Origin of the sequence: Anabaena sphaerica FACHB-251 (assembly GCF_014696825.1) — a bacterium.
In the GTDB taxonomy this organism is placed as follows: Bacteria; Cyanobacteriota; Cyanobacteriia; order Cyanobacteriales; family Nostocaceae; genus RDYJ01.
Genome location: NZ_JACJQU010000001.1, coordinates 296370 through 316230 on the forward strand (window position 1 = coordinate 296370; position 19861 = coordinate 316230).

Sequence of the window (19861 nt, forward strand, 5' to 3'; positions counted from 1 at the left end):
CAGATTTTGACTTAGAAATTAACTATTAATAAAATTCATTTTTATTGGTAGGTTAAACAGTCGTTAACCCACCCTACAAATTTACCTATTCTTTGTGCTGATGAAATCGAATACCTATGAAAATATCATAGACAAACTCAAAGAAGTCCTTTTTCTGCAATAACCCGGAAGTTTGAGGACTACCTTTTTCATCTAAAAGCGGCTTCATGAGATAGTAAGCAGGTTGGTAATTATACCAAGGAATCGAAGGCCACAAATGATGAATCAGGTGGTAATTCTGTCCTAAAATCAGGATGTTGAGAACTTTACCAGGATATACGCGGGCATTTTTCCAGCGATTACGTTCCACAAAAGGACGATGGGGTAAATAATCAAAAAATAACCCTAATGCGATTCCCACTATAAACGCTGGAATAAACCAAAAATTGAGAATATAGCCCAAAAAGTGATATTGGACGGAAATATAAACAATAGAAACTACAATCAAACGGCTAATAAACCATTCCAGTAGCTCATATTTGCGCCACAATTGCCGTTGAAAGAAAAATACTTCATGGTACAAAAACCGCACCGCAATCAACCACAATGGACCACCTGTAGAGACGTAATGATCTGGGTCGTCATTTGGGTGATTGACATTACCATGATGCTGAAGATGTACTCGTGTAAATACTGGAAAAGCAAAAGCTAAAATTAAGGCGCTACTATGCCCTAACATAGCATTAATCACCCGGTTACGATGGGCGGACTGATGACAAGCATCATGAATCACCGTCCCAGAACAGTGTAAGGCCAGAGTATTAATGCTAAAGCATAGCCAATGCGGCCATTGCCAAACCCAATAACCAAAGTTAGATAATACCAACATTGTCACTACTACAAAAAACAGCAGTAGCGTTGGATTAAAATCACCAGGAGGTGCTAAAAGTTCTTTGGGCGGGATTGTCAGCGGCTTTTTTGCCTCCGACGTGAGCATTACTAACTCCTTCTCTGTCAAATATTAAGAATATACGATAAATCTTAGTAAAAAGTAAACTTATATCAATTTTTGTATAGTAAGATTTAACCGCAGTGTTGCTGATTAGGGGATGAATAGGTTGATTAACGGTTATGATTTCAAACTAGACGAGTGCTTTGATAAAAAAGCTCTCCCAGAAGAAGGTATTACAGTTTACCCATTCCGGTTAACACCGAGAAAAGTAGCTGGAGGATATTTGTCTATAAAGTTACTAACTGTACAATATCAAATCTATACCGCAGCCACCTCTTTAACTGCTTGTGACATTGATATAGCAGTGACTGAAAAGTAGAGGCCGCTTAATTTACCATTATTTCCCAGATAGATCCAAAAAATCCTGAAATCAGCCCATGACGCAATTAAGAGATTCTCTGCGCCGAACTAAAATTGTTGCTACTATTGGACCTGCTACCAGCAGTCCAGAAATGCTGAAAGCAATTATTGAAGCGGGTGCAACCACACTGCGGTTAAATTTTTCCCACGGAACTCATGCTGATCATCAGCGTAGTATCCGGTTAATTCGACAAACCGCCTTTGAACTTAATAGACCAGTTGCTATTCTCCAAGATTTGCAAGGTCCGAAAATTCGCTTGGGTAGGTTTGAAAATGGTTTTATAATTTTGGCTAAGGGCGATCGCTTCACTTTAACAAATCGCCCAGTGGTGGGAACCGAGGAAATCAGCTGCGTTACCTACGATTATTTAGCTGAAGAAGTCCCCGTCGGCTCAAAAATCCTCCTCGATGATGGACGTGTAGAAATGGTAGTGGAGGAGATTAACCGCGATAAAGGTGATTTACATTGTCGCGTCACAGTAGCTGGTAAACTTTCTAACAACAAAGGTGTCAATTTTCCGGGAGTTTACTTATCCATCAAAGCCATGACCGACAAAGACCGTGAGGATTTAATGTTTGGTCTTGACCAAGGTGTAGACTGGGTAGCACTTTCCTTTGTCCGCAACCCCCAGGATATTATCGAAATCAAAGAGCTAATTTCCAGCACTGGTAAAAACGTTCCTGTAGTTGCCAAAATTGAAAAGCATGAAGCCATTGAACAAATGGAAGCGGTTCTGTCTTTGTGTGATGGTGTAATGGTTGCTAGAGGCGATTTAGGGGTAGAACTACCAGCAGAAGATGTACCTGTACTACAAAAGCGGTTAATTGCTACAGCCAACCGTTTGGGTATTCCCATCATCACTGCTACCCAAATGTTAGATAGTATGGTGAGCAACCCCCGTCCTACCCGTGCGGAAGTATCCGATGTAGCTAACGCGATTTTAGATGGTACGGATGCGGTGATGCTTTCTAATGAAACCGCTGTTGGTAGCTACCCAGTGGAAGCAGTAGCAACTATGGCGAGAATTGCTGAACGCATTGAACAGGAAGACGCTCAAAACCCCAACTCCCGTCTGTCCAGAGATAACAGACGTTCTATTCCTAATGCTATTAGTCAAGCAGTTGGTCAAATTGCTGAGAATTTGGGCGCAGCAGCAATTATGACTTTGACACAAACGGGCGCAACTGCTCGCAACGTTTCTAAATTCCGTCCTAAAACGCCAATTTTAGCGATTACACCTCATGTAAATGTGGCGCGACAGTTACAGATGGTCTGGGGAGTAAAACCTCTGTTAGTGCTAGAATTGCCTTCTACGGGTCAGACATTCCAAGCAGCTATCAATGTAGCTCAGGAAAAAAATCTCTTGAGTGAGGGTGATTTGGTGGTAATGACTGCTGGCACGCTTCAAGGCGTTTCTGGGTCAACAGATTTGATTAAAGTTGAGGTGGTGACAGCGGTACTAGGCCAAGGAATTGGTTTAGGACAAGGTTCGGTCAGTGGTCGCGCCAGGGTAGTGCGTACTGGTATGGATGCAAGTAATTTTAATCATGGTGATATTTTGGTTGCATCCAGTACAGGAGTTGATTTTGTAGAAGCAATTCGCAAAGCTGGTGGTATTATTACTGAAGAGGAAAGTCTTACAAGTCATGCAGCAGTAATTGGTTTACGTCTTGGTGTACCTGTTATTGTCGGTGTCAAGGAAGCGACAAAGGTAATTAAAGACGGTGCAATTTTGACTTTGGATATGCAGCGGGGTTTGGTTTACTCGGGTGCGGTGGGAACACCATAAACAATTAAAAATTAAAAATTAAAGATTAAAACAAATAATTGTTGGTTTTTAATTTTTAGGTTTTCAAATAATAGGAGGTAATGGGTAATTTTTAATTATTCCCTCTTGCCTCTTCTCTAAGATTTACGTTAGTTCAAGAACAGTAATCAAACCGGATTCCTATATCAATCAGTATATCAAGACTCTGGAACTATTTGATGTGATTCTCATATTATTGCTATCAAGTAAGAATTTTATTACTTTTAGTATTACATATTTGAGTCTTGACGTAAATTTCTTTGTAAGAATTCAGTTAAAGCGATAAGATCCCCGACTTCTTTTATTTATTGTGTCCATAAATGATAAATTGATCTCAGAAGTCGGGGATCTGGATATGACTGATTGCTATGGCTGAATACTTACATTTTTTTTTTATCCATTGTCGAATTTCCTCCTGTTTAGGATTATAAATTCTCTTAAAGATATTGTTTTAAAACTTCAACTGTAGCTATTCCTGTTTTTTTCCAACTAAATTGATTTGCTCTTTTTAGACCTTTTTCTGAGAGTTGTTTTCTCATTTCTAAATCATTGATAATTGCTTGCATCGCTGCTGTAATTTCTCCTACGTTGTAGGGATTAATTAAAATAGCAGCATCTCCGGCAACTTCTGGAAGTGAGGAAAGATTAGAAGTAATTACTGGTGTACCACAGGCCATTGCTTCTAAAACTGGTAAACCAAACCCTTCCCATAAACTAGGGAAAACTAACGCAAGTGCTTGATTTATGATTGTTGGTAATTCGTCGTAAGGTACATAGTTGAGGAATTTTACTAAATGATTTATTCCTAATGTTTCAACTTGTGTTTCTAATAATGGGGTGTAACGTTTATCAATAGGTCCTACTAACCACAGTTCATAGTCATTTTTATTAGGTAGTGCGGAAAAAGCGGTTATTAAACGCTGAAGGTTTTTGTAAGGGTGTTGACGACCGATGTAGAGGAAATAGTTGCGAGTGGGGAGGTTGAGGAAGCGGAAATGTGAAGCATCATAAGCTAAAGAAATGGGTGTTATTTTCTTGGTAGGTATTTGGTAAAAGTCGGTAATGTCTTTAGCTGTTGCTTCGGAGTTACAAATAATGTGTTTTGCTTGGTTGAGGACTTGGGGGGTGTAGTAACGATGGTATGGTGTTAAAGGTGAGAAGGGTTTGGGAAAGCGTAATGGTATCATGTCGTGAGACATGATGATAAAGCGACAGTTGGTGTATAGGGGTGCTTCTGGGATGGGGGAAAATAAAAGTTGAGATTTGAGGTTTTGATAGATTTTTGGTAGTTGAAATTGTGTCCACATTAGACGGCGTAAATGTCCTTTAATTCCGTCCGCAGGAGTAAGATTATTTGGGACTGGGTAGCAGTTGAATTCAGGATATTTGTTTGCTGTTAATAGTGTAGGTTGGAGAGATTTTAAATAGGGAAAAAGATTTAACGCATAGTTGCTGATGCCGGTTGGTTGGGAGAAGATAACGGATAAATTGATGATGAGTTGATGAGAAAATGAATTATTTATTATGTTCATTAAGTAATGAGTAATAATTTATAAATCAGGATTCAGTTATAATTTTAATAATCTGTGTGGTTGCCATACCTCCACCATAAAGATTAGGTGGAATTTGAGTTTTTGAGGTATTTACATAAGCTGCTAATATTCCAGCAGTTATTTGATTAGTATCTAATGGTGGTAAAAGCCGATTCCATCTTAACTGTACTAACTCTATCCACTCGGTTTCATCTCGCAAAGTTACACAAGGTACTCGATAGAAAAAAGCTTCTTTCTGCACACCTCCAGAGTCAGTGGTAATTAGTTTGGCATTTTTTTCTAGCATCACCATGTCTAAATATCCCACGGGATTAATCAAACATAAAGAATTACTTACTATATCTAAAATTCCCTCTCTGAGTAAAGCCGCACGGGTGCGAGGATGAAGAGGTAAAACTACAGTTATCTTTTTACTAACTTCTACCAATGCAATAAAAATGTTTTGTAGTCTTTTTGAATTATCAGTATTTTCTGCTCTGTGAATAGTTGCCAAAATATAGTTTTGAGAAGTCAAGTTTAAATCTTGCAAAATTAAGCTTTTCTCTTCTGCTTTGGTGAGATAATCTAAAGCAGCATCATACATCACGTCACCTACTAAATGAATTTTTTCTTGAGCAATTCCTTCGTTTCTCAAATTTTCCACAGCAGAATTAGTAGGTGCAAATAATAAATTAGCAGTATGATCGGTGAGAACGCAATTAATTTCTTCTGGCATTTTGCGATTAAAAGAACGTAATCCAGCCTCAACATGAGCTACTTTAATATGTAGTTTGACAGCAGCGATCGCTCCAGCTAATGTAGAATTGGTATCACCATAGACTAATACCCAATCTGGGGATTCTTGCAATAATACCTCTTCAATTTTCTCTAACATTCTGCCCGTTTGCGCCCCATGAGAGCTAGAACCAATGGCTAAATGGTAATCTGGAGCAGGAATTTATAACTCTTGAAAAAACACATCAGACATATTTTCATCATAGTGCTGGCCTGTATGAACTAAAACTTCTTGTATTTGTGAATGAGACTGCAATTTGCGAGAAACAGCGGCTGCTTTGATAAACTGAGGACGAGCGCCGACAATTGTGAGAATTTTCATAATTTTTAATCATCAAAAGTAACATTAAAATGTTCCACCCAGCGAATTAAATTTACCCACCGCCAGATGCGAAAATCGAAGGTAGATTTACCATCAATTACTGCTTGCCATTCAGCTTTTACTTGTGGCAAATTTAAGGCAGGAATCTGGTTTGCTGTTTCACTGTTAAGGGCATTTTCTACCCAAGGGCGTAAAGTTTTCAGCCAGCTTTGTTCGGGTGTAGCAAAGCCGATTTTGTCTTTGCGGTCTAAGATGAAATCTGGAACAATACCGCGCATTGCTTGGCGGAATATTGCCTTTGATGTACCATTTTTAGCAATAATAAATTCTTCTGGTAAAGAGAAAATAAAATTGGCTAAAGCAGGAGTGAGGAAAGGAACGCGACTTTCAATTGAATAAGCCATTGAGTTGCGGTCTTCATAACGCAGCAGAGGGAGTAAACTATTTTCCAGGCTCTGATGAAGTTCCTCGCGCAAAATATCACTTTTATGATGTTGTATGATAGAATAAAATTTTACGTCGCGTTCTGCAAACCAAGCAATATTTAACCAAGGTGGAGTTAATTCTTTTCCTACTAAAAGTCTAGCAGGGGCTTTAAGATAATCGGGCAGCAAAAATTCTCCTCCAGCTATCAATAATGTTAGCTTATTCATATCAGGAAAACTGGATGCTTTTTGCAGAAATTCAGATGCTTTGACAAACTTTCCCTGACGAATCAGACTGGCTAGTCGTGCGGCTAGATAAGGACGATAACCACCTAACAATTCGTCCGCGCCTTGCCCATCCAACATGACTTTAATTCCGGCTGATTGCGCTAGTTGAAATACTCGGTGCTGCGCGTAAATACTGGTGCTACCAAAAGGTTGATCTTGAACGTGAATGAGGTGATTTAAATCTGCTACCAAGTCTGTGGCAGTAGGTTGGATTTTATGCATGATACAGTTCGCTGCTTTTCCCACTATATCTGCCCACTGTTCCTCATTCAGTCTGGTATCATCTGCTATGTAAGTAAAAGTATGTATATCTATTCCAGGTTCTAAGTACCGCATTGCCATAACAATGCTAGATGAGTCAATTCCTCCTGAAAGTGCAGCCCCTACTGGCACATCACTGCGGAGGTGGAGACGCACATTATCTAAGAATAAATCTCGCAGTTGTTCTGCTGCTTCTGTAAAGGAAATTTCCAAGCGATCGCTTAGATTTACTTGCCAATAACGCACTGGCTTTACTTCTTCGGGTGAGTCTAAAGAAACTTCCAAATAATGAGCAGCAGGAAGCTGATAAATATCAGCAAATAAGGTTTCTCCTCCAAAATCTGTCAGTCCAAAACGTAGATAATCATAAATCCTTTGAGGATTTGCTTGAGGACTTATACCGGGTATTTCTAAAAGCGTTTTAATTTCTGATGCAAAAGCAAAGTTATTATCAAAATAGGCATAGTATAAAGGTTTGATGCCAAAAAAATCTCTGGCTAGAAAAAGTTTACGAGTATGAGTATCCAGTACAGCAAAGGCGAACATTCCCACTAGGCGATTTAGTGTTTGCATACCCCAGTGGCTATAAGCAGTCAGTAATACTTCTGTGTCTGAGTGGGAATTGAACGTATAACCTAATGATTTTAATTCTGTTTGTAGTTCTAAATAGTTATATATTTCTCCGTTGAAAACAATTGAATAACGCCCGTCTGGTGTTACCATTGGTTGCGAACCAGCTTCGCTCAAATCCAGAATGGAAAGACGACAGTGGACTAAACTAAGCCAGCAATTTTGCAGGTGATCAGGATTGTGAGAAATCTTAACTGGGGCTGTTCCTGACCAAGCTAAGAAGCCAAAATCATCAGGTCCGCGAAGGTGCAGGGAATTGCTCAGGTTTTTTAATAGTTGTGGTTCTATGGGTAATCGGTCAAATTTTACTATGCCAGCAATTCCACACATAAAGCTTATTTTTAAATGTATAAAATATTTAAATTTGAAATTTGATTTATAGAGATATTATTAAGCAATCTCCAATCTTTATCATGTCGCAATTATAAATACTTGCTTCGTTAGTGATTTTGACATTTTTGCCAATGAATTTAAATCCCATCTCTTGCAGTTCGTTATCTGAATAATATGGCATTATAACCACCTAATTAAATATCTGTTCTAGTTGATAAAGTAAATTTTCTTCTGAAAAGTATTCTTGGATCTTCTGGATATTACGATTTCTTGTATTCTCATCCATCAAAGTTATTTCAAACTCCTGTGTATCGTAAACCTCAATGCCTAACTCTTTAAAAAGCTGCCATTGTGATACGTGAGTTCTCATGTAGACTTTTTTACCCATTCCCAGAAGAGAAATGGTGTTACCCATTGCCTCTTGTCGATTATGGTTAAAAACAGCAATATCAATACTAAGCTGAAACTTTCTGTATTCCTCTAAAGACATAAAAGTTGTTATGGGAATAAATTTTTCACCAAATATTTTTTTCCCTTTTGCTATAACACGTTCTTTTACTATTTCTGAACCATAGGATAAGGGACAGATAATTTTGATATCCTGATCTTTGTAGGGTTCTAAAATATCGAATAACTGTAAATGATTATTATTTGATGATGCTGAGTTACCAATTTGAATATTGATTGTACTTTTGTTGAAGTTTGTATTATCAATTTCCTCTATATGTTTATAAACATTACTAGGATACATAATACATTTATAGTAGTTTAAATTCGTGTTTAATTTTAAACAAGCATCTTCATAATCTCCCGTAATATACGTAATTACGCCCTTCACTCTTCTGAGTAAATTTTTTTTAAAAAATACAACTATTTTCAGTAGTAAATAATTGCCAATATTTTTTGCATTAATACTGTCAAGTGAATGTAAATCTTCACCCCATATAACCCAATAAGATTTAAGCATAAAAAGAGGATTTAAAAGATAAAATAGCACAAGACGTGGGCTAAAGAAGCCATGAATAATAATAATATCACAATTCAAACAAATACGAAGTAAGTCAATAAATGAAAAGATGTTGTTTAGCTTTTTATAGTAACTCAATTGGTATTCTTTAAAATATTTATTCTCGTTTTGCAAGACAAAATGATAATGTATTTCGTGGGGAAAATTATCCAACATAAAGTCTAAAAAATCACTGGCAATGGGTGAATCATTATAACAATGTATAATTTTATTTTTCATATTTTTCAAGTTACCTTGCCCATTTTGTCATTTGGATAGCTCGCCAATAAAATGTTGAAAAATAAATAGCCATACTTATAGATAAACATAATAATGCGTTAAAAAGAGTTAGCTGAAATAATGAACAAATAATTATTGATAGAGAATAAATTGCTGAACCTATGAAATTCCAAATAAATGCTTCAGCCTCCCTATTACAGATAAGAGGAATTACAGAAATAGGGGAAGCAACAAAATGGAATAAAACATAAACAGAATAAGCATGAGCTATTTTACCAGCCTCAGCCCATTTCTCTCCAAAAGCTATATGAAATATCTGATCTGAGAATATATTAATTATTAAAAATGGTATCAGTCCTATTAAAAATAGTTTAATCATTAATTTTTTTGTCTGATTAGCATAGCATTTCTTATGACGATAGTACTCTGCTGCTTCTGAATAGTATACTTGTGTGAATGATGTACCTAATATTCTCATTGGCGTGAAAAGAACTTTTTCCATTAATGAAAAATAACCTAGATTGAGTACACCGTATATTTTAGAAATGAATAATAAAGATATTCCATTTTTAAAAGAATCTAAAAAAGCGTGTAAGGAATTGATCAACGGAAAATTTTTGTATTTTTTTGCCAAGGCAATTTCTTTAGATAACTTGACTTTCAGAAGAATGTTCTTATCTTCTTTTATAAAAATATTAGCCAGTATTCCTGTGGAAATAGCTTGTCCTATAAATCCACTGAAAACCAAGCCTCCAAATCCCATCCCTATCAACCCAGCAACTAAGTTTGAAACTGCTGTAGACCCACTCTGCAAGACCCGATTAGCAGCCAAACGCTTGTATTTATTTTTGCGAGTATTCCAATAGTTTAGACTTTGGTATATGCCTGTTAAAAATACACTAATGGGAGTTAAATATAGCCAGGTAGATATATCTGTATTTCCCAGCATTTGAGTGATAGGAGTATTAAACAACCACACCACCAAAAGCATCAAGAGACTTACTCCAGCAGCTATAACAACTGATAAAACTACGATATTAGCTCCATCACTTTCTTTGCGTGGTAGAATTATAGCCAATTCATAGCGTCCAGTAGCGATGACGCTAATAATAGAGATAATGGCAGTATACATAGCAAATACCCCATAGTCTTCTGGCGTATAAATCCTTGTCAGAATTGGGGTGATTGCGATTGGAATTGCTTGAGCAATTGTTGTCCCTGTCATCAGGGTTAAGACATTGCGGGTAAACTCACTTTTTGGCAAAAGCCGACGAATCATATTTTTTTAATAACTTGCTCAAGTTTTGATTATGTTTCATTAAAAAAATCTTGTATAGCTCTTACCACTTGTTCAACTTGGATTAGTTCTAATTCCGGGAACAAGGGGAGACGTAATAAACATTCAGACACAGTTATTGTGTTATTCATGTTACCATGAGTGCGACCATAACGCTGTCCGGCGGCAGAATTATGTAAAGGTACATAGTGAAATACAGCGTAAATTCCTTTCTGTTGGAGATAACTAATCAACTGTGTTCGGGTTGATAAGTTTTGTAAAAGGATATAGTACATATGAGCATTATGCTGACAGTAAGGGGGAATAATGGGACGACGCAATTTTCCAGCTTGTTCTAAAGGTTCTAATAGCTGGTGATAATGTTGCCAAATCTGCATTCTTGTAGCCGTAATTTGTTCTGCTTCTTCTAACTGAGCATACAGAAATGCAGCAATAATTTCTCCTGGTAAATAGCTAGAACCCTGGTCTATCCAAGTATATTTATCTACCTGACCTCGAAAAAACTGGCTGCGGTTTGTACCTTTTTCTCGAATAATTTCCGCTCGTTCGGCAAATTGTGGGGTATGAATTAAAAGAGCGCCACCTTCTCCAGAAATGACGTTTTTGGTTTCATGAAAACTGAAACAGCCTAAGTCACCAATACTACCCAGAGGTTTACCTTTGTAAGTGGACATAACTCCTTGCGCTGCATCTTCAATTAATAGTAACTGATAGTTGTGAGCCATCTTCTGTAAGGTATCCATTTCGCAGCTCACACCAGCATAGTGAACAGGGACAATAGCGCGAGTGCGTTCTGTGACTGCGGCTTCCACTAAAGTTTCATCCAAATTAAGAGTATCTGGTCTAATGTCTATAAATACAGGAATAGCACCCCGCAGTACGAAAGCATTAGCCGTAGAGACAAAGGTATAACTAGGCATAATTACTTCATCTCCTGGATCTAAATCAGCGAGAATAGCGGCCATTTCTAACGCTGCGGTGCAGGATTGAGTGAGCAGGGCTTTCCATGTCCCAGTCTTCGCTTCAATCCATTGATGGCATTTTTTGGTATAGCTCCCATCTCCTGCTAATTGACCAGCATGATGAGCTTTGCTGATATACCAAAGCTCTTTACCTGTCATATAGGGTTTATTAAAGGGAATGTAAGTCATGTTAATTTTTTTTATAAGGGATTACGAATAAAGAACCACCCAGAGGAAAGGAAAAACTAATTTAATGAAAAAGCGTTCAATATCTGATGACTAGAAAAGCTTTTTTTCTATTCTTTGTAAAACAAATCCGGTTCTAAAGTCGATTTCTAAAAATGTTTCTGCTTGGGGAAAGTAATGTTGTAGAGCATAAATTATCAGCCTATGGTGGGAACGAAACCAGAAGTTTTTTGCTTCCAGTTTAGCGAGTTAGGGAAAGAATTGAGCTTCCAATCCTTCACTATCGGCCGCCAATTCAGGAGCAAAAGCTAAGTGTCCTTGTATGGAATTGGGAAAATAACCACAAGCAGAACAAGTCCAGTCTTGGCTACAAAATGATGACTACGGTCATTACATATTTTCATCTAGTTATTTCAAACCCATTCTTATTCCATCTTTACACATAATAAGGGTATAATCATTATATTTATCGATATATTCTTCATGCACAAATACACATTCTTTATATAGCTTACCTTGAACAGTAACACCTCCATACCGAAATTGTGCTTTGAAAAGATTAAAAATAAATTTGCTATCATAATTTTCTGGGTTAATGCTATCAAATCTACCAATCAAGTTTTCTAGGTACTCACCTTTTTCTAACTTGATCTTTTGTCCATAAAAATAATTATTTATAGCTTGTTGAATTAAACCAGATGCTAAAACTTCTTCTAGTTTATTTTCTATATCAATAGAATTATCATTTAGGCTACGTTTCACATAAGACTCTGCCAGCAAGTAACCTTGGTCTATTTTATCATTTATTTCATGAATCGAAATACCAAATTGTTTTACGTTCTTTAAAAATCCCCAAGAGATAGGATGTCTACCACGAAACTGTGGAAGTTTACCCGTATGAATGTTCCAAATACCATATTCAAATTTATTAATTTCTTCTAGGGTAAAAATAATTCCAAATCCATAAGAAATTCCCACGGATTTACTTATATATTCTAAAGATCTTAAATCTTGTCTAGTTTTAATAGTCAAAAATTGTATATTATTAAGTTGGGAAAAATTAAAAATATCCATGTTATATCGGTGGTTTTCGCAAATAATTTTTTGGACAGGAATAATTTCATGTATAATTTCTACCACTTTATAAGTGTTACCAAAAAATATGACTTCTTTAACAGGATAGACGTTTTCTGGTTGTGATGTTTGTCCTAAAATATTTTTTACATTATTCATTTTCTTCATAAATCACCATTAATTTTCAATTTTTAGAAATTACATATTATTTGAAAGTTTTCATGTATTTTTTAGCATTAACACCTTCATTAAAAATCAAGTCAATAATACTTACTCCATGTTCAAAAGACGGAAAAAGTTGATTATATTCTGGATAATTGGAGTAATCAAAATAACTTAATTTAATATTTTCTTGTTTAAATAATTCCTCATCCATATAAATCTTAGCAGCCGGACCGGAAAGATATTCTGTTGCTCCTGCTTGCTTACATATAGAAACTAACCGTTCAGTTTTGCCTTCAACTATAAAATAGTCCATAGACCAAGAAATTTTGGTATTAATATTTAAAATCTTACAAATGTTTACTAAAAAACGATAATTAACTTGACTGAGAAACGTTTCTTCGCAGTTTAGATATAAGTCCTCAAATATCTCTTTGTATTGTCGAAAATAAGTAGCACGAGCGTAATTATAAATAATTGAATTCCAATGTTTTTGAATCCAGGTTTTATTACTTATTTGAGTATCTTTAATTAATTGAAAACATTTTCCTTTAACCTTAACAGGTATTGTTAACCAGATTAGTCCTTGGGAAGTTTTGATTTTATTTCGATTGCGCCAATCTCCCTTAGTATATTGCATATCATCAAAAAGAATGAACTCGTCTACTGAATTAATTATGTCAAAATACCCCTTCCAAGGAATATAGTTAGATTGTAATATGGCAACTTTTTTCATTGAGATCCAAGATAATATAATTGATTGATTAATCTATTTTTTCACACATACAAGTTATTTATTTGATTAATACTGAAAATATTAGCTGAATTGATGGATTTAATTTTTAGTTTCTAAAACTAAAGCTTGTTTAATAGCACTCACAATACGCTCAATGGCTACATAATCAATTTCTGTCCAAATCGGTAAACTCAAAACCTCCCCAGCACACAAATCACTTACAGGATTCATAGGATAGAGACCTTTGTAAACTGGTAACTGATCTTGCGGCACAGGATAATAAATCATTGTACTGATACCCTGTTGAGTTAAATACTTCTGCACAGCATCACGCTTACCATCTAAAACCCTAATTGTATACTGATGAAATACATGACCATCAACAATTTCAGGAGTCACCACACTAGGAACATCTGCTAATAGTTGATTATAGGTTTTAGCTACTGTACGTCTACCTTGATTCCATTGATCAATGTGAGGTAACTTTACACGCAAAATTGCTGCTTGTATAGTATCCAAACGTGAATTATAGCCCAAAACCTCATTATGATACTTCTTTTTGGCTCCATGTACCCGCAGCATCCTGGCGGTTTCTGCAACTTGGTCATCATCGGTAACAATTAAGCCACCGTCACCGTAAGCACCCAAATTTTTGGAAGGGAAAAAAGAATAAGCACCTACATGACCAATTGTACCAGCATGTTTACTGTTAATATTTTCATGGGTATTAGTATAGTATCTAGCACCAAAAGACTGAGCGCAATCTTCAATGACTTTTAAATTGTACTTTTGGGCAATATCCAAAATTTCGGACATAGCTGCCGGATTACCATAGAGGTGAACGGGCATGATAGCTTTAGTTTGAGATGTGATTTTCTCAACTATTGCGGCTGGGTTGATGTTAAATGTATCAGGGTTAATGTCAACAAATATGGGTGTAGCACCGACATTACTAATTGATTCCGCAGTAGCAAAAAAGCTAAATGGTGTGGTAATTACTTCATCACCTGTACCAATACCCAAAGCCCTTAACCCGATGACTAAAGCATCAGTACCAGAGTTAACAGCGATCGCATGACGTACTCCTAAATAAGTCGCTACTTCCTGTTCAAATAGTTTCACATCTGGTCCCATGATAAATTGACCAGATTCTAAAACGCGATTAATAGCCGCTTGAATCTCTGTTTTCAAAGATTCATATTGAGGTTTAAGGTCTAGAACAGGAATATTAGTTTGGTTCATGCAACTCTGATCACTTCTGTTTCTGAAATTTTTTGATATTTAGTTCCTGTAGAATCTACAGCGTAGCCATCAGTATCAAACTTTAACACATCACCATAGGCGCTCATCCAACCAATTATTTTTGCTGGCACTCCAGCCACCATAGCATAGGATGGTACATCTTTTGTTACCACTGCACCAGCAGCTACAAAAGCAGATTCATGTAATGTTACACCGCAAACGATTGTAGCATTAGCACCAATACTGCTACCTCTTTTCACTAAAGTTTTTTGGTAATCATTACTGGTATTACGGGGAAACTCACATCGTGGTGTTTTCACATTTGTGAATACCATGCTTGGACCACAAAAAACGTAGTCTTCTAAAATTACCCCTTCATACAAAGAAACGTTATTTTGAATTTTGCAGTTATTACCAATAACGACGTTATTAGCAACTAAAACATTTTGTCCAAATATACAGTTTTCACCAATTTTCACTTTGGCAAAAATATGACAAAAGTGCCAAATTTTCGTACCTTTACCAATATCTGCACCTTCATCTACATAGCTGGATTCATGTACAAAATAGTTAGTCATTTAGGATTTTCTGTGCCTCTTCTAAAATTTCTACAACTGCAACTCCATTCCAACCATCAGAACGAGGTTTTTGGCGAGTTTTCAAACATTCTAAAAAATGCTGACACTCAATTTTTAATGGTTCTGAATTTGCTACTTCTACTACTTCGCTGCCTTGATCATGATGTTGTAAATTTTGGTCAATATATTTATTATGAATAGTAACAGTTTGTTGCACTTCATCGTAAACCAGCATTTGTTTTTCGGCAATAACTACAGTGCTACGCTGAGTTAATGGCCAATACCAAGAACAACTAATTTGGGCAGATTGACCTGTTGAAAAACTCAGATCAACTTGCACAAAATCAGCTATTTTTGGTTGTAAAATAGCTTTACCTTGGGCTTGAACTTGTGTTAGTTTGGGGTTTCCCAACAGGTCTAAAACCACGGAAACATCATGGGGTGCAAAAGACCACCAAACGTTTTCTTCTGTGCGTACTTTGCCTAATTTTAATCGTTGAGTAGCTACGTGCAGCACTTGACCAGCTTTTCCACTGGCTAAATAATCGCGCATCCAAGCGATCGCACTTTGATACAATAACAAATGTCCAACCATGAGAATTTTACCCTGCTGATCTGCATATTCAGCCAGTTTTCTAGCTTCATCCGTTCGCAGGGTCATGGGCTTTTCTACAAATACATCCTTACCAGCCGCCAAAGCTGCCATCGCTAATTCATAATGGGTAGGTGCGGTTGTTGCCAGCACAATGGCAGGTATATCTGTTTCTATAGCCGCTTGAAAATCAGCATAAATACTAATATCTGGATAGGTTGTAGCTATTGTTTCTCTCAGTCCAGGATGAGTTTCTGCGACACCCTGCAATGCTCCTAATGCGTGAAAATTCCGCACCAGGTTTTTGCCCCAGTTCCCAGCACCAACAACAATTACTGATTTTTCGCTTAAATCTGTCACCACTTACCCATCCCTACAACAGAGTTACTTTATCATGGGCGCAATCAAGATGACGAGTTACACCCCTTGTATCTAGAACCGCTTTGGACTTAACTACCAAATTGATGTAATCTATCTGACTATGATCAGTAGTAATTATTACTAAGTCAGCCGAGATAATTTTTTCCTCTGTTAGCTCTACACTAGAGTAAGTTTTGCCTTGCACCTCAATTTTTGGCACATAGGGGTCATGATAACTAATTGTGATTTTATCTTCTAAGAGGTAATTCATGACCATCAAAGCTGGAGATTCCCGCCAATCACCCAAATCTTTTTTATACGCCACACCAATGAGCAGCACCTTTGATTTAGCGGGAGCAATACCTAAATTATTTAATGCTCTGCGGGTTTTTTCCCTAACAAATAGGGGCATGGAGCGATTAATTTCCCCTGCTAAAGCAATGAAATGGGTATTAAAGTTAACTTCCTTAGCTTTCCATTCCAAGTAATGGGGGTCAATAGGGATACAGTGACCACCTACCCCAGGACCCGGATAAAAGGGCATAATGCCAAAGGGTTTGGTGTTGGCAGCATCTAGCACTTCCCAAACGTTGAGATTGAGGCGATCGCACAATAAAGCTAACTCATTTACTAAAGCAATATTTACAGCGCGAAAGGTATTTTCAAACACCTTCACCAGTTCCGCAGCTTTAGCACTACTGACAGGTACTACATGATCAATAGTTTGCTCATAAAATAATTGTGAAACTTCCAGGGAATATGGATCTGATGCTCCTACTACCTTATTAGTATTTTTGGTAGTGTAACGCTTATTGCCTGGATCTACCCGTTCTGGAGAATGGGCTAAAAAGAAATCTTTTCCTTGCTTTAAACCACTAATTTGCTCTAGAACAGGGCGCATCACCTCATCCGTAGTTCCAGGGTAAGTAGTTGATTCTAAAGTTACCAACTGTCCAGGGCGCAAATGTCTAGCAATGGCATGAGTTACATTTTCAACGTAGCTCAAATTAGGAGTCAGATTTTTAGTTAGGGGTGTGGGAACACAAATGACGATAACATCCATCTCCGCAACCCGTTCAAAATCGGCAACTGCTTGTAGTTTGCCACTGCTGACAACTCGCTTTAAGTCTTCATCTTGAACATCTGTGATGTAATTATCGGCTATGTTGACTCGTTCAACTCTGAGCGGATTTTGCTCAATTCCCAGGACATGATAGCCAACTTTGGCTTTTTCTACTGCAAATGGTAAACCTACATATCCCAGACCGACAACCCCAACAATGGCTGTATGGTCGCTAATTTTTTGTTTTAATTTAACTAAATTTTCTGGGTGATCAGTCATATTTTCAGGCTACATAATCTTGCTTAGAGCAAGTTTCATAGTGACTACGCTACATAAAAAGTATTTCTAATCACAATGTATCTATAATCTCAACTCAAGATATACTCAAGCATTAGACAATGTTGACAGGTTTCTAGTAGCGCAAACTTTATACCAGTAAATATTTAATTTACCAGGTTAATAGTTTAGCAGTTTTGTGACATATCATTAATTTATGAAGCGTGTAGTTTTGATTACTGGCCATTACTGGAGTTCCAAACGCAAGGCAGGCTTTCACTGGTTAGCTGATGCCTTTTTGCGTCAAGGTTGGGAAGTGGTATTTTTCACCGCACCCCTAAGTTGGCTATCTGTAATTCGTCAAGACTACCGCCTAGACTATCCTGTACTCCAAGAGGCTAACAAACTTCAGCAGGTAGAAACCACACTTTGGAGCTATATCTGGTTTACACTTTGGCATCCAGCTAATCTGCGTTTGAATGTACTTAACTCCTTAAGTCATGGTTTGTTCCGTCTTTACAGTCACTTGCCTCTAGGACCAGTAGCATCCATGATTGAGGATGCTGATCTTTTTATCTTTGAAAGTACCCCTGCAATTCTGTTATTTGAAAGCTTTAAACGCATCAATCCCAGTGCTAAGTTTATCTATCGTGTTTCTGATGATCTGCGATTATTAAATAATCATCCTGTTGTCTTAGAAACAGAACAGCAAATAGCCTCTGAATTTGATTTAGTCAGCGTACCTAGTCAGTACATTTACCGTAATTTTCCAGGCTTGCCGAATTTGGAATTGCATTTTCATGGTATTCGTAAAGACTTATTTGATCAAGAATATGCTAATCCTTATCCCACTGTAAATCATCCAAATATCATATTTGTAGGTAATTCTTACTTTGATACAGATTTTATCGCCCAAGCCAGTCAATTATTCCCTAATTGGCAATTTCATATTATTGGACCTATTAAAAACTTACCTGCAAGGAAAAACATCATTTCCTATGGAGAGTTACCATTTATAGCCACTATCCCTTATATAAAATATGCAGATATAGCTCTTCAGACACTGGTCTATAGTCATGGTAGTGAGTCTTTTACTGATAGCCTGAAAATGATTCAATATACTTACTGTCAGTTACCTATTATTGCTCCAGTCTACTTATCATCTTCAAAAACTCATGTTTTTTACTATCAACCAGGAGATGTTGACAGTATCCGCAATGCTTTACTTGCAGCCCAAAGCTATAAGCGTGATCAAATTCAAACTGATCAAATCTATTCTTGGGATGAATTGGTAAATCGTTTTTTAGAACTAACAAATAACAATTCAGCTTTATAACTAGAAGCAGGCGATTTACCCACCTTCTCATTATTTCCGCTATGCCAAGCAATACCAGCACTCCAACCCACACGCACACCCTTAAAAGCCTCTTGGATATATTGCCATAAAATCCGATTACTAAGACCATGAGTAAATTTAAGCCGAATAATCCTCAGTAAGCACCGATAAATTAACAGTGAAGCTAGACGTATCAACAAAATCGCCAAAGGAAGTCTTTTATAAGCGTGCTTTAAGGCAAAATAAGTAGTATTTTTAGCTAAGGAATACCAACAAGTAAGGTGCTTTTGATCATAACGATTATGACTAGGTTGGGGATAGTGATCTACAACTGCATCACAGTAGTGAATTTCATAACCAGCTTGAATCAAGCGCAAACAAACATCAGTTTCATCTAAAAAATATTCAAAAAATTCATCATAACCATTAATCTTTTCCAGTAATTCTTTACGATAAGATGAATTTGTTCCCATCAAACCATTGTACCAAAACCCATCTATTTGATTGTAATTGATAGCATCAACTGCACGAATAGGAATAGTATTACTAATAATATTAGTTATCCCATGATGATATTGTAAAGGATAACCCAAAGTTGTCATATCTCGCACAGTACCACCAACACCAGCACAATTATTACCATATAAAATATAGGTTGCTATCAATTCGTTTAACCATTCTGATGGAGGAATAGCATCATCATCTATAAAAGCAATAATTGTTCCTGATGATTTTTGTATACCTATATTTCTAGATATACTAAGATTTTTATGACTTGATATAGATATTTTGATGCTAAAATTCAAATCTTGTTTGAGCAAATTTAGCATTTTTAAGGTATTGTCATTAGATGAAGAATCTACAACAATCACTTCAAAATGGGGATAATTGATGTGATTTAAGGATTCAATAGTTTTTTGCAGAGAAACCGAGCGGTCAGCAGTGCATATCACTATAGATATCAATTCTGAGTTTGACATAGTTGCAATTATTTCCAATCTTGCTA

At 36.7% G+C, this 19861-nt stretch carries 18 protein-coding genes; 3 read left to right on the forward strand and 15 right to left on the reverse strand.

What is annotated here, in order from left to right:
- Positions 1 to 85 precede the first annotated feature (85 nt).
- Positions 86 to 976 (reverse strand): beta-carotene hydroxylase, encoded by an 891-nt coding sequence (gene crtR / locus H6G06_RS01230; protein ID WP_190556272.1) that lies wholly within the window; start codon positions 974 to 976, stop codon positions 86 to 88.
- Positions 977 to 1088: 112 nt separating this feature from the next.
- Between crtR and H6G06_RS01235 the strand changes: the two genes are divergently transcribed.
- Positions 1089 to 1310 (forward strand): hypothetical protein, encoded by a 222-nt coding sequence (locus H6G06_RS01235; protein ID WP_190556274.1) that lies wholly within the window; start codon positions 1089 to 1091, stop codon positions 1308 to 1310.
- Between the two features lie 58 nt (positions 1311 to 1368).
- The gene (gene pyk / locus H6G06_RS01240; RefSeq protein ID WP_190556276.1) at positions 1369 to 3141 is read left to right on the forward strand and encodes a pyruvate kinase; all 1773 of its coding nucleotides are present in this window, start codon (positions 1369 to 1371) and stop codon (positions 3139 to 3141) included.
- Positions 3142 to 3596: 455 nt separating this feature from the next.
- On the opposite strand, the gene H6G06_RS01245 is transcribed toward pyk, so the two are convergent.
- From H6G06_RS01245 to H6G06_RS01300, 13 genes are all read right to left on the reverse strand, one after another.
- Positions 3597 to 4691, reverse strand: a complete 1095-nt coding sequence (locus H6G06_RS01245) for a glycosyltransferase family 4 protein (protein ID WP_190556278.1) — start codon at positions 4689 to 4691, stop codon at positions 3597 to 3599.
- Between the two features lie 25 nt (positions 4692 to 4716).
- Positions 4717 to 5649, reverse strand: a complete 933-nt coding sequence (gene wecB / locus H6G06_RS01250; RefSeq protein WP_338422904.1) for a non-hydrolyzing UDP-N-acetylglucosamine 2-epimerase — start codon at positions 5647 to 5649, stop codon at positions 4717 to 4719.
- Positions 5650 to 5808, reverse strand: a complete 159-nt coding sequence (locus tag H6G06_RS27175; protein ID WP_242039567.1) for a hypothetical protein — start codon at positions 5806 to 5808, stop codon at positions 5650 to 5652.
- A gap of 5 nt (positions 5809 to 5813) precedes the next feature.
- Positions 5814 to 7742 carry an asparagine synthase (glutamine-hydrolyzing) gene (asnB, locus tag H6G06_RS01255; RefSeq protein WP_190556280.1) on the reverse strand — a complete coding sequence of 643 codons (1929 nt, stop codon included), beginning with the start codon at positions 7740 to 7742 and terminating at the stop codon, positions 5814 to 5816.
- Between the two features lie 193 nt (positions 7743 to 7935).
- Positions 7936 to 8991, reverse strand: coding sequence for a TDP-N-acetylfucosamine:lipid II N-acetylfucosaminyltransferase family protein (locus H6G06_RS01260; RefSeq protein ID WP_190556282.1), 1056 nt, complete (start codon positions 8989 to 8991; stop codon positions 7936 to 7938).
- A gap of 10 nt (positions 8992 to 9001) precedes the next feature.
- On the reverse strand, positions 9002 to 10270 hold the full coding sequence (locus H6G06_RS01265) for a lipopolysaccharide biosynthesis protein (protein WP_190556284.1): 1269 nt from the start codon (positions 10268 to 10270) through the stop codon (positions 9002 to 9004).
- A gap of 29 nt (positions 10271 to 10299) precedes the next feature.
- Positions 10300 to 11439 carry a dTDP-4-amino-4,6-dideoxygalactose transaminase gene (gene rffA, locus H6G06_RS01270; protein ID WP_190556286.1) on the reverse strand — a complete coding sequence of 380 codons (1140 nt, stop codon included), beginning with the start codon at positions 11437 to 11439 and terminating at the stop codon, positions 10300 to 10302.
- 405 nt (positions 11440 to 11844) lie between these two features.
- The gene (locus tag H6G06_RS01275) at positions 11845 to 12678 is read right to left on the reverse strand and encodes a formyltransferase family protein (protein ID WP_190556288.1); all 834 of its coding nucleotides are present in this window, start codon (positions 12676 to 12678) and stop codon (positions 11845 to 11847) included.
- Between the two features lie 37 nt (positions 12679 to 12715).
- Positions 12716 to 13408: a WbqC family protein gene (locus H6G06_RS01280; RefSeq protein WP_190556290.1), complete on the reverse strand. Its 693-nt coding sequence runs from the start codon at positions 13406 to 13408 to the stop codon at positions 12716 to 12718.
- 99 nt (positions 13409 to 13507) lie between these two features.
- Positions 13508 to 14650, reverse strand: coding sequence for a DegT/DnrJ/EryC1/StrS family aminotransferase (locus H6G06_RS01285; protein ID WP_190556292.1), 1143 nt, complete (start codon positions 14648 to 14650; stop codon positions 13508 to 13510).
- On the reverse strand, positions 14647 to 15228 hold the full coding sequence (locus H6G06_RS01290) for an acyltransferase (RefSeq protein ID WP_190556294.1): 582 nt from the start codon (positions 15226 to 15228) through the stop codon (positions 14647 to 14649). Before H6G06_RS01290 ends, H6G06_RS01285 begins: the two co-directional genes overlap by 4 nt.
- Positions 15221 to 16183 carry a Gfo/Idh/MocA family oxidoreductase gene (locus tag H6G06_RS01295; protein ID WP_190556297.1) on the reverse strand — a complete coding sequence of 321 codons (963 nt, stop codon included), beginning with the start codon at positions 16181 to 16183 and terminating at the stop codon, positions 15221 to 15223. Before H6G06_RS01295 ends, H6G06_RS01290 begins: the two co-directional genes overlap by 8 nt.
- 10 nt (positions 16184 to 16193) lie before the next feature.
- Positions 16194 to 17522 (reverse strand): nucleotide sugar dehydrogenase, encoded by a 1329-nt coding sequence (locus H6G06_RS01300; RefSeq protein WP_190556299.1) that lies wholly within the window; start codon positions 17520 to 17522, stop codon positions 16194 to 16196.
- Between the two features lie 214 nt (positions 17523 to 17736).
- Between H6G06_RS01300 and H6G06_RS01305 the strand changes: the two genes are divergently transcribed.
- On the forward strand, positions 17737 to 18855 hold the full coding sequence (locus H6G06_RS01305) for a GumK N-terminal domain-containing glycosyltransferase (protein WP_190556301.1): 1119 nt from the start codon (positions 17737 to 17739) through the stop codon (positions 18853 to 18855).
- Here the strand turns inward: H6G06_RS01305 and H6G06_RS01310 are convergent.
- Positions 18792 to 19835, reverse strand: coding sequence for a glycosyltransferase family 2 protein (locus H6G06_RS01310; RefSeq protein ID WP_190556303.1), 1044 nt, complete (start codon positions 19833 to 19835; stop codon positions 18792 to 18794). The two genes, H6G06_RS01305 and H6G06_RS01310, sit on opposite strands and share 64 nt — an antisense overlap.
- Between the last annotated feature and the right edge of the window lie 26 nt (positions 19836 to 19861).

Coding starts and splice junctions, on each gene's coding strand:
- H6G06_RS27175 (WP_242039567.1), bottom strand. CDS start 5,808: ATGAAAATTCTCACAATTGTCGGCGCTCGTCCTCAGTTTATCAAAGCA.
- H6G06_RS01275 (WP_190556288.1), bottom strand. CDS start 12,678: ATGAAGAAAATGAATAATGTAAAAAATATTTTAGGACAAACATCACAA.
- H6G06_RS01260 (WP_190556282.1), bottom strand. CDS start 8,991: ATGAAAAATAAAATTATACATTGTTATAATGATTCACCCATTGCCAGT.
- rffA (WP_190556286.1), bottom strand. CDS start 11,439: ATGACTTACATTCCCTTTAATAAACCCTATATGACAGGTAAAGAGCTT.
- pyk (WP_190556276.1), top strand. CDS start 1,369: ATGACGCAATTAAGAGATTCTCTGCGCCGAACTAAAATTGTTGCTACT.
- H6G06_RS01310 (WP_190556303.1), bottom strand. CDS start 19,835: ATGTCAAACTCAGAATTGATATCTATAGTGATATGCACTGCTGACCGC.
- H6G06_RS01265 (WP_190556284.1), bottom strand. CDS start 10,270: ATGATTCGTCGGCTTTTGCCAAAAAGTGAGTTTACCCGCAATGTCTTA.
- H6G06_RS01285 (WP_190556292.1), bottom strand. CDS start 14,650: ATGAACCAAACTAATATTCCTGTTCTAGACCTTAAACCTCAATATGAA.
- asnB (WP_190556280.1), bottom strand. CDS start 7,742: ATGTGTGGAATTGCTGGCATAGTAAAATTTGACCGATTACCCATAGAA.
- H6G06_RS01245 (WP_190556278.1), bottom strand. CDS start 4,691: ATGAACATAATAAATAATTCATTTTCTCATCAACTCATCATCAATTTA.
- H6G06_RS01280 (WP_190556290.1), bottom strand. CDS start 13,408: ATGAAAAAAGTTGCCATATTACAATCTAACTATATTCCTTGGAAGGGG.
- H6G06_RS01300 (WP_190556299.1), bottom strand. CDS start 17,522: ATGACTGATCACCCAGAAAATTTAGTTAAATTAAAACAAAAAATTAGC.
- H6G06_RS01235 (WP_190556274.1), top strand. CDS start 1,089: ATGAATAGGTTGATTAACGGTTATGATTTCAAACTAGACGAGTGCTTT.
- H6G06_RS01305 (WP_190556301.1), top strand. CDS start 17,737: ATGAAGCGTGTAGTTTTGATTACTGGCCATTACTGGAGTTCCAAACGC.
- H6G06_RS01290 (WP_190556294.1), bottom strand. CDS start 15,228: ATGACTAACTATTTTGTACATGAATCCAGCTATGTAGATGAAGGTGCA.
- crtR (WP_190556272.1), bottom strand. CDS start 976: ATGCTCACGTCGGAGGCAAAAAAGCCGCTGACAATCCCGCCCAAAGAA.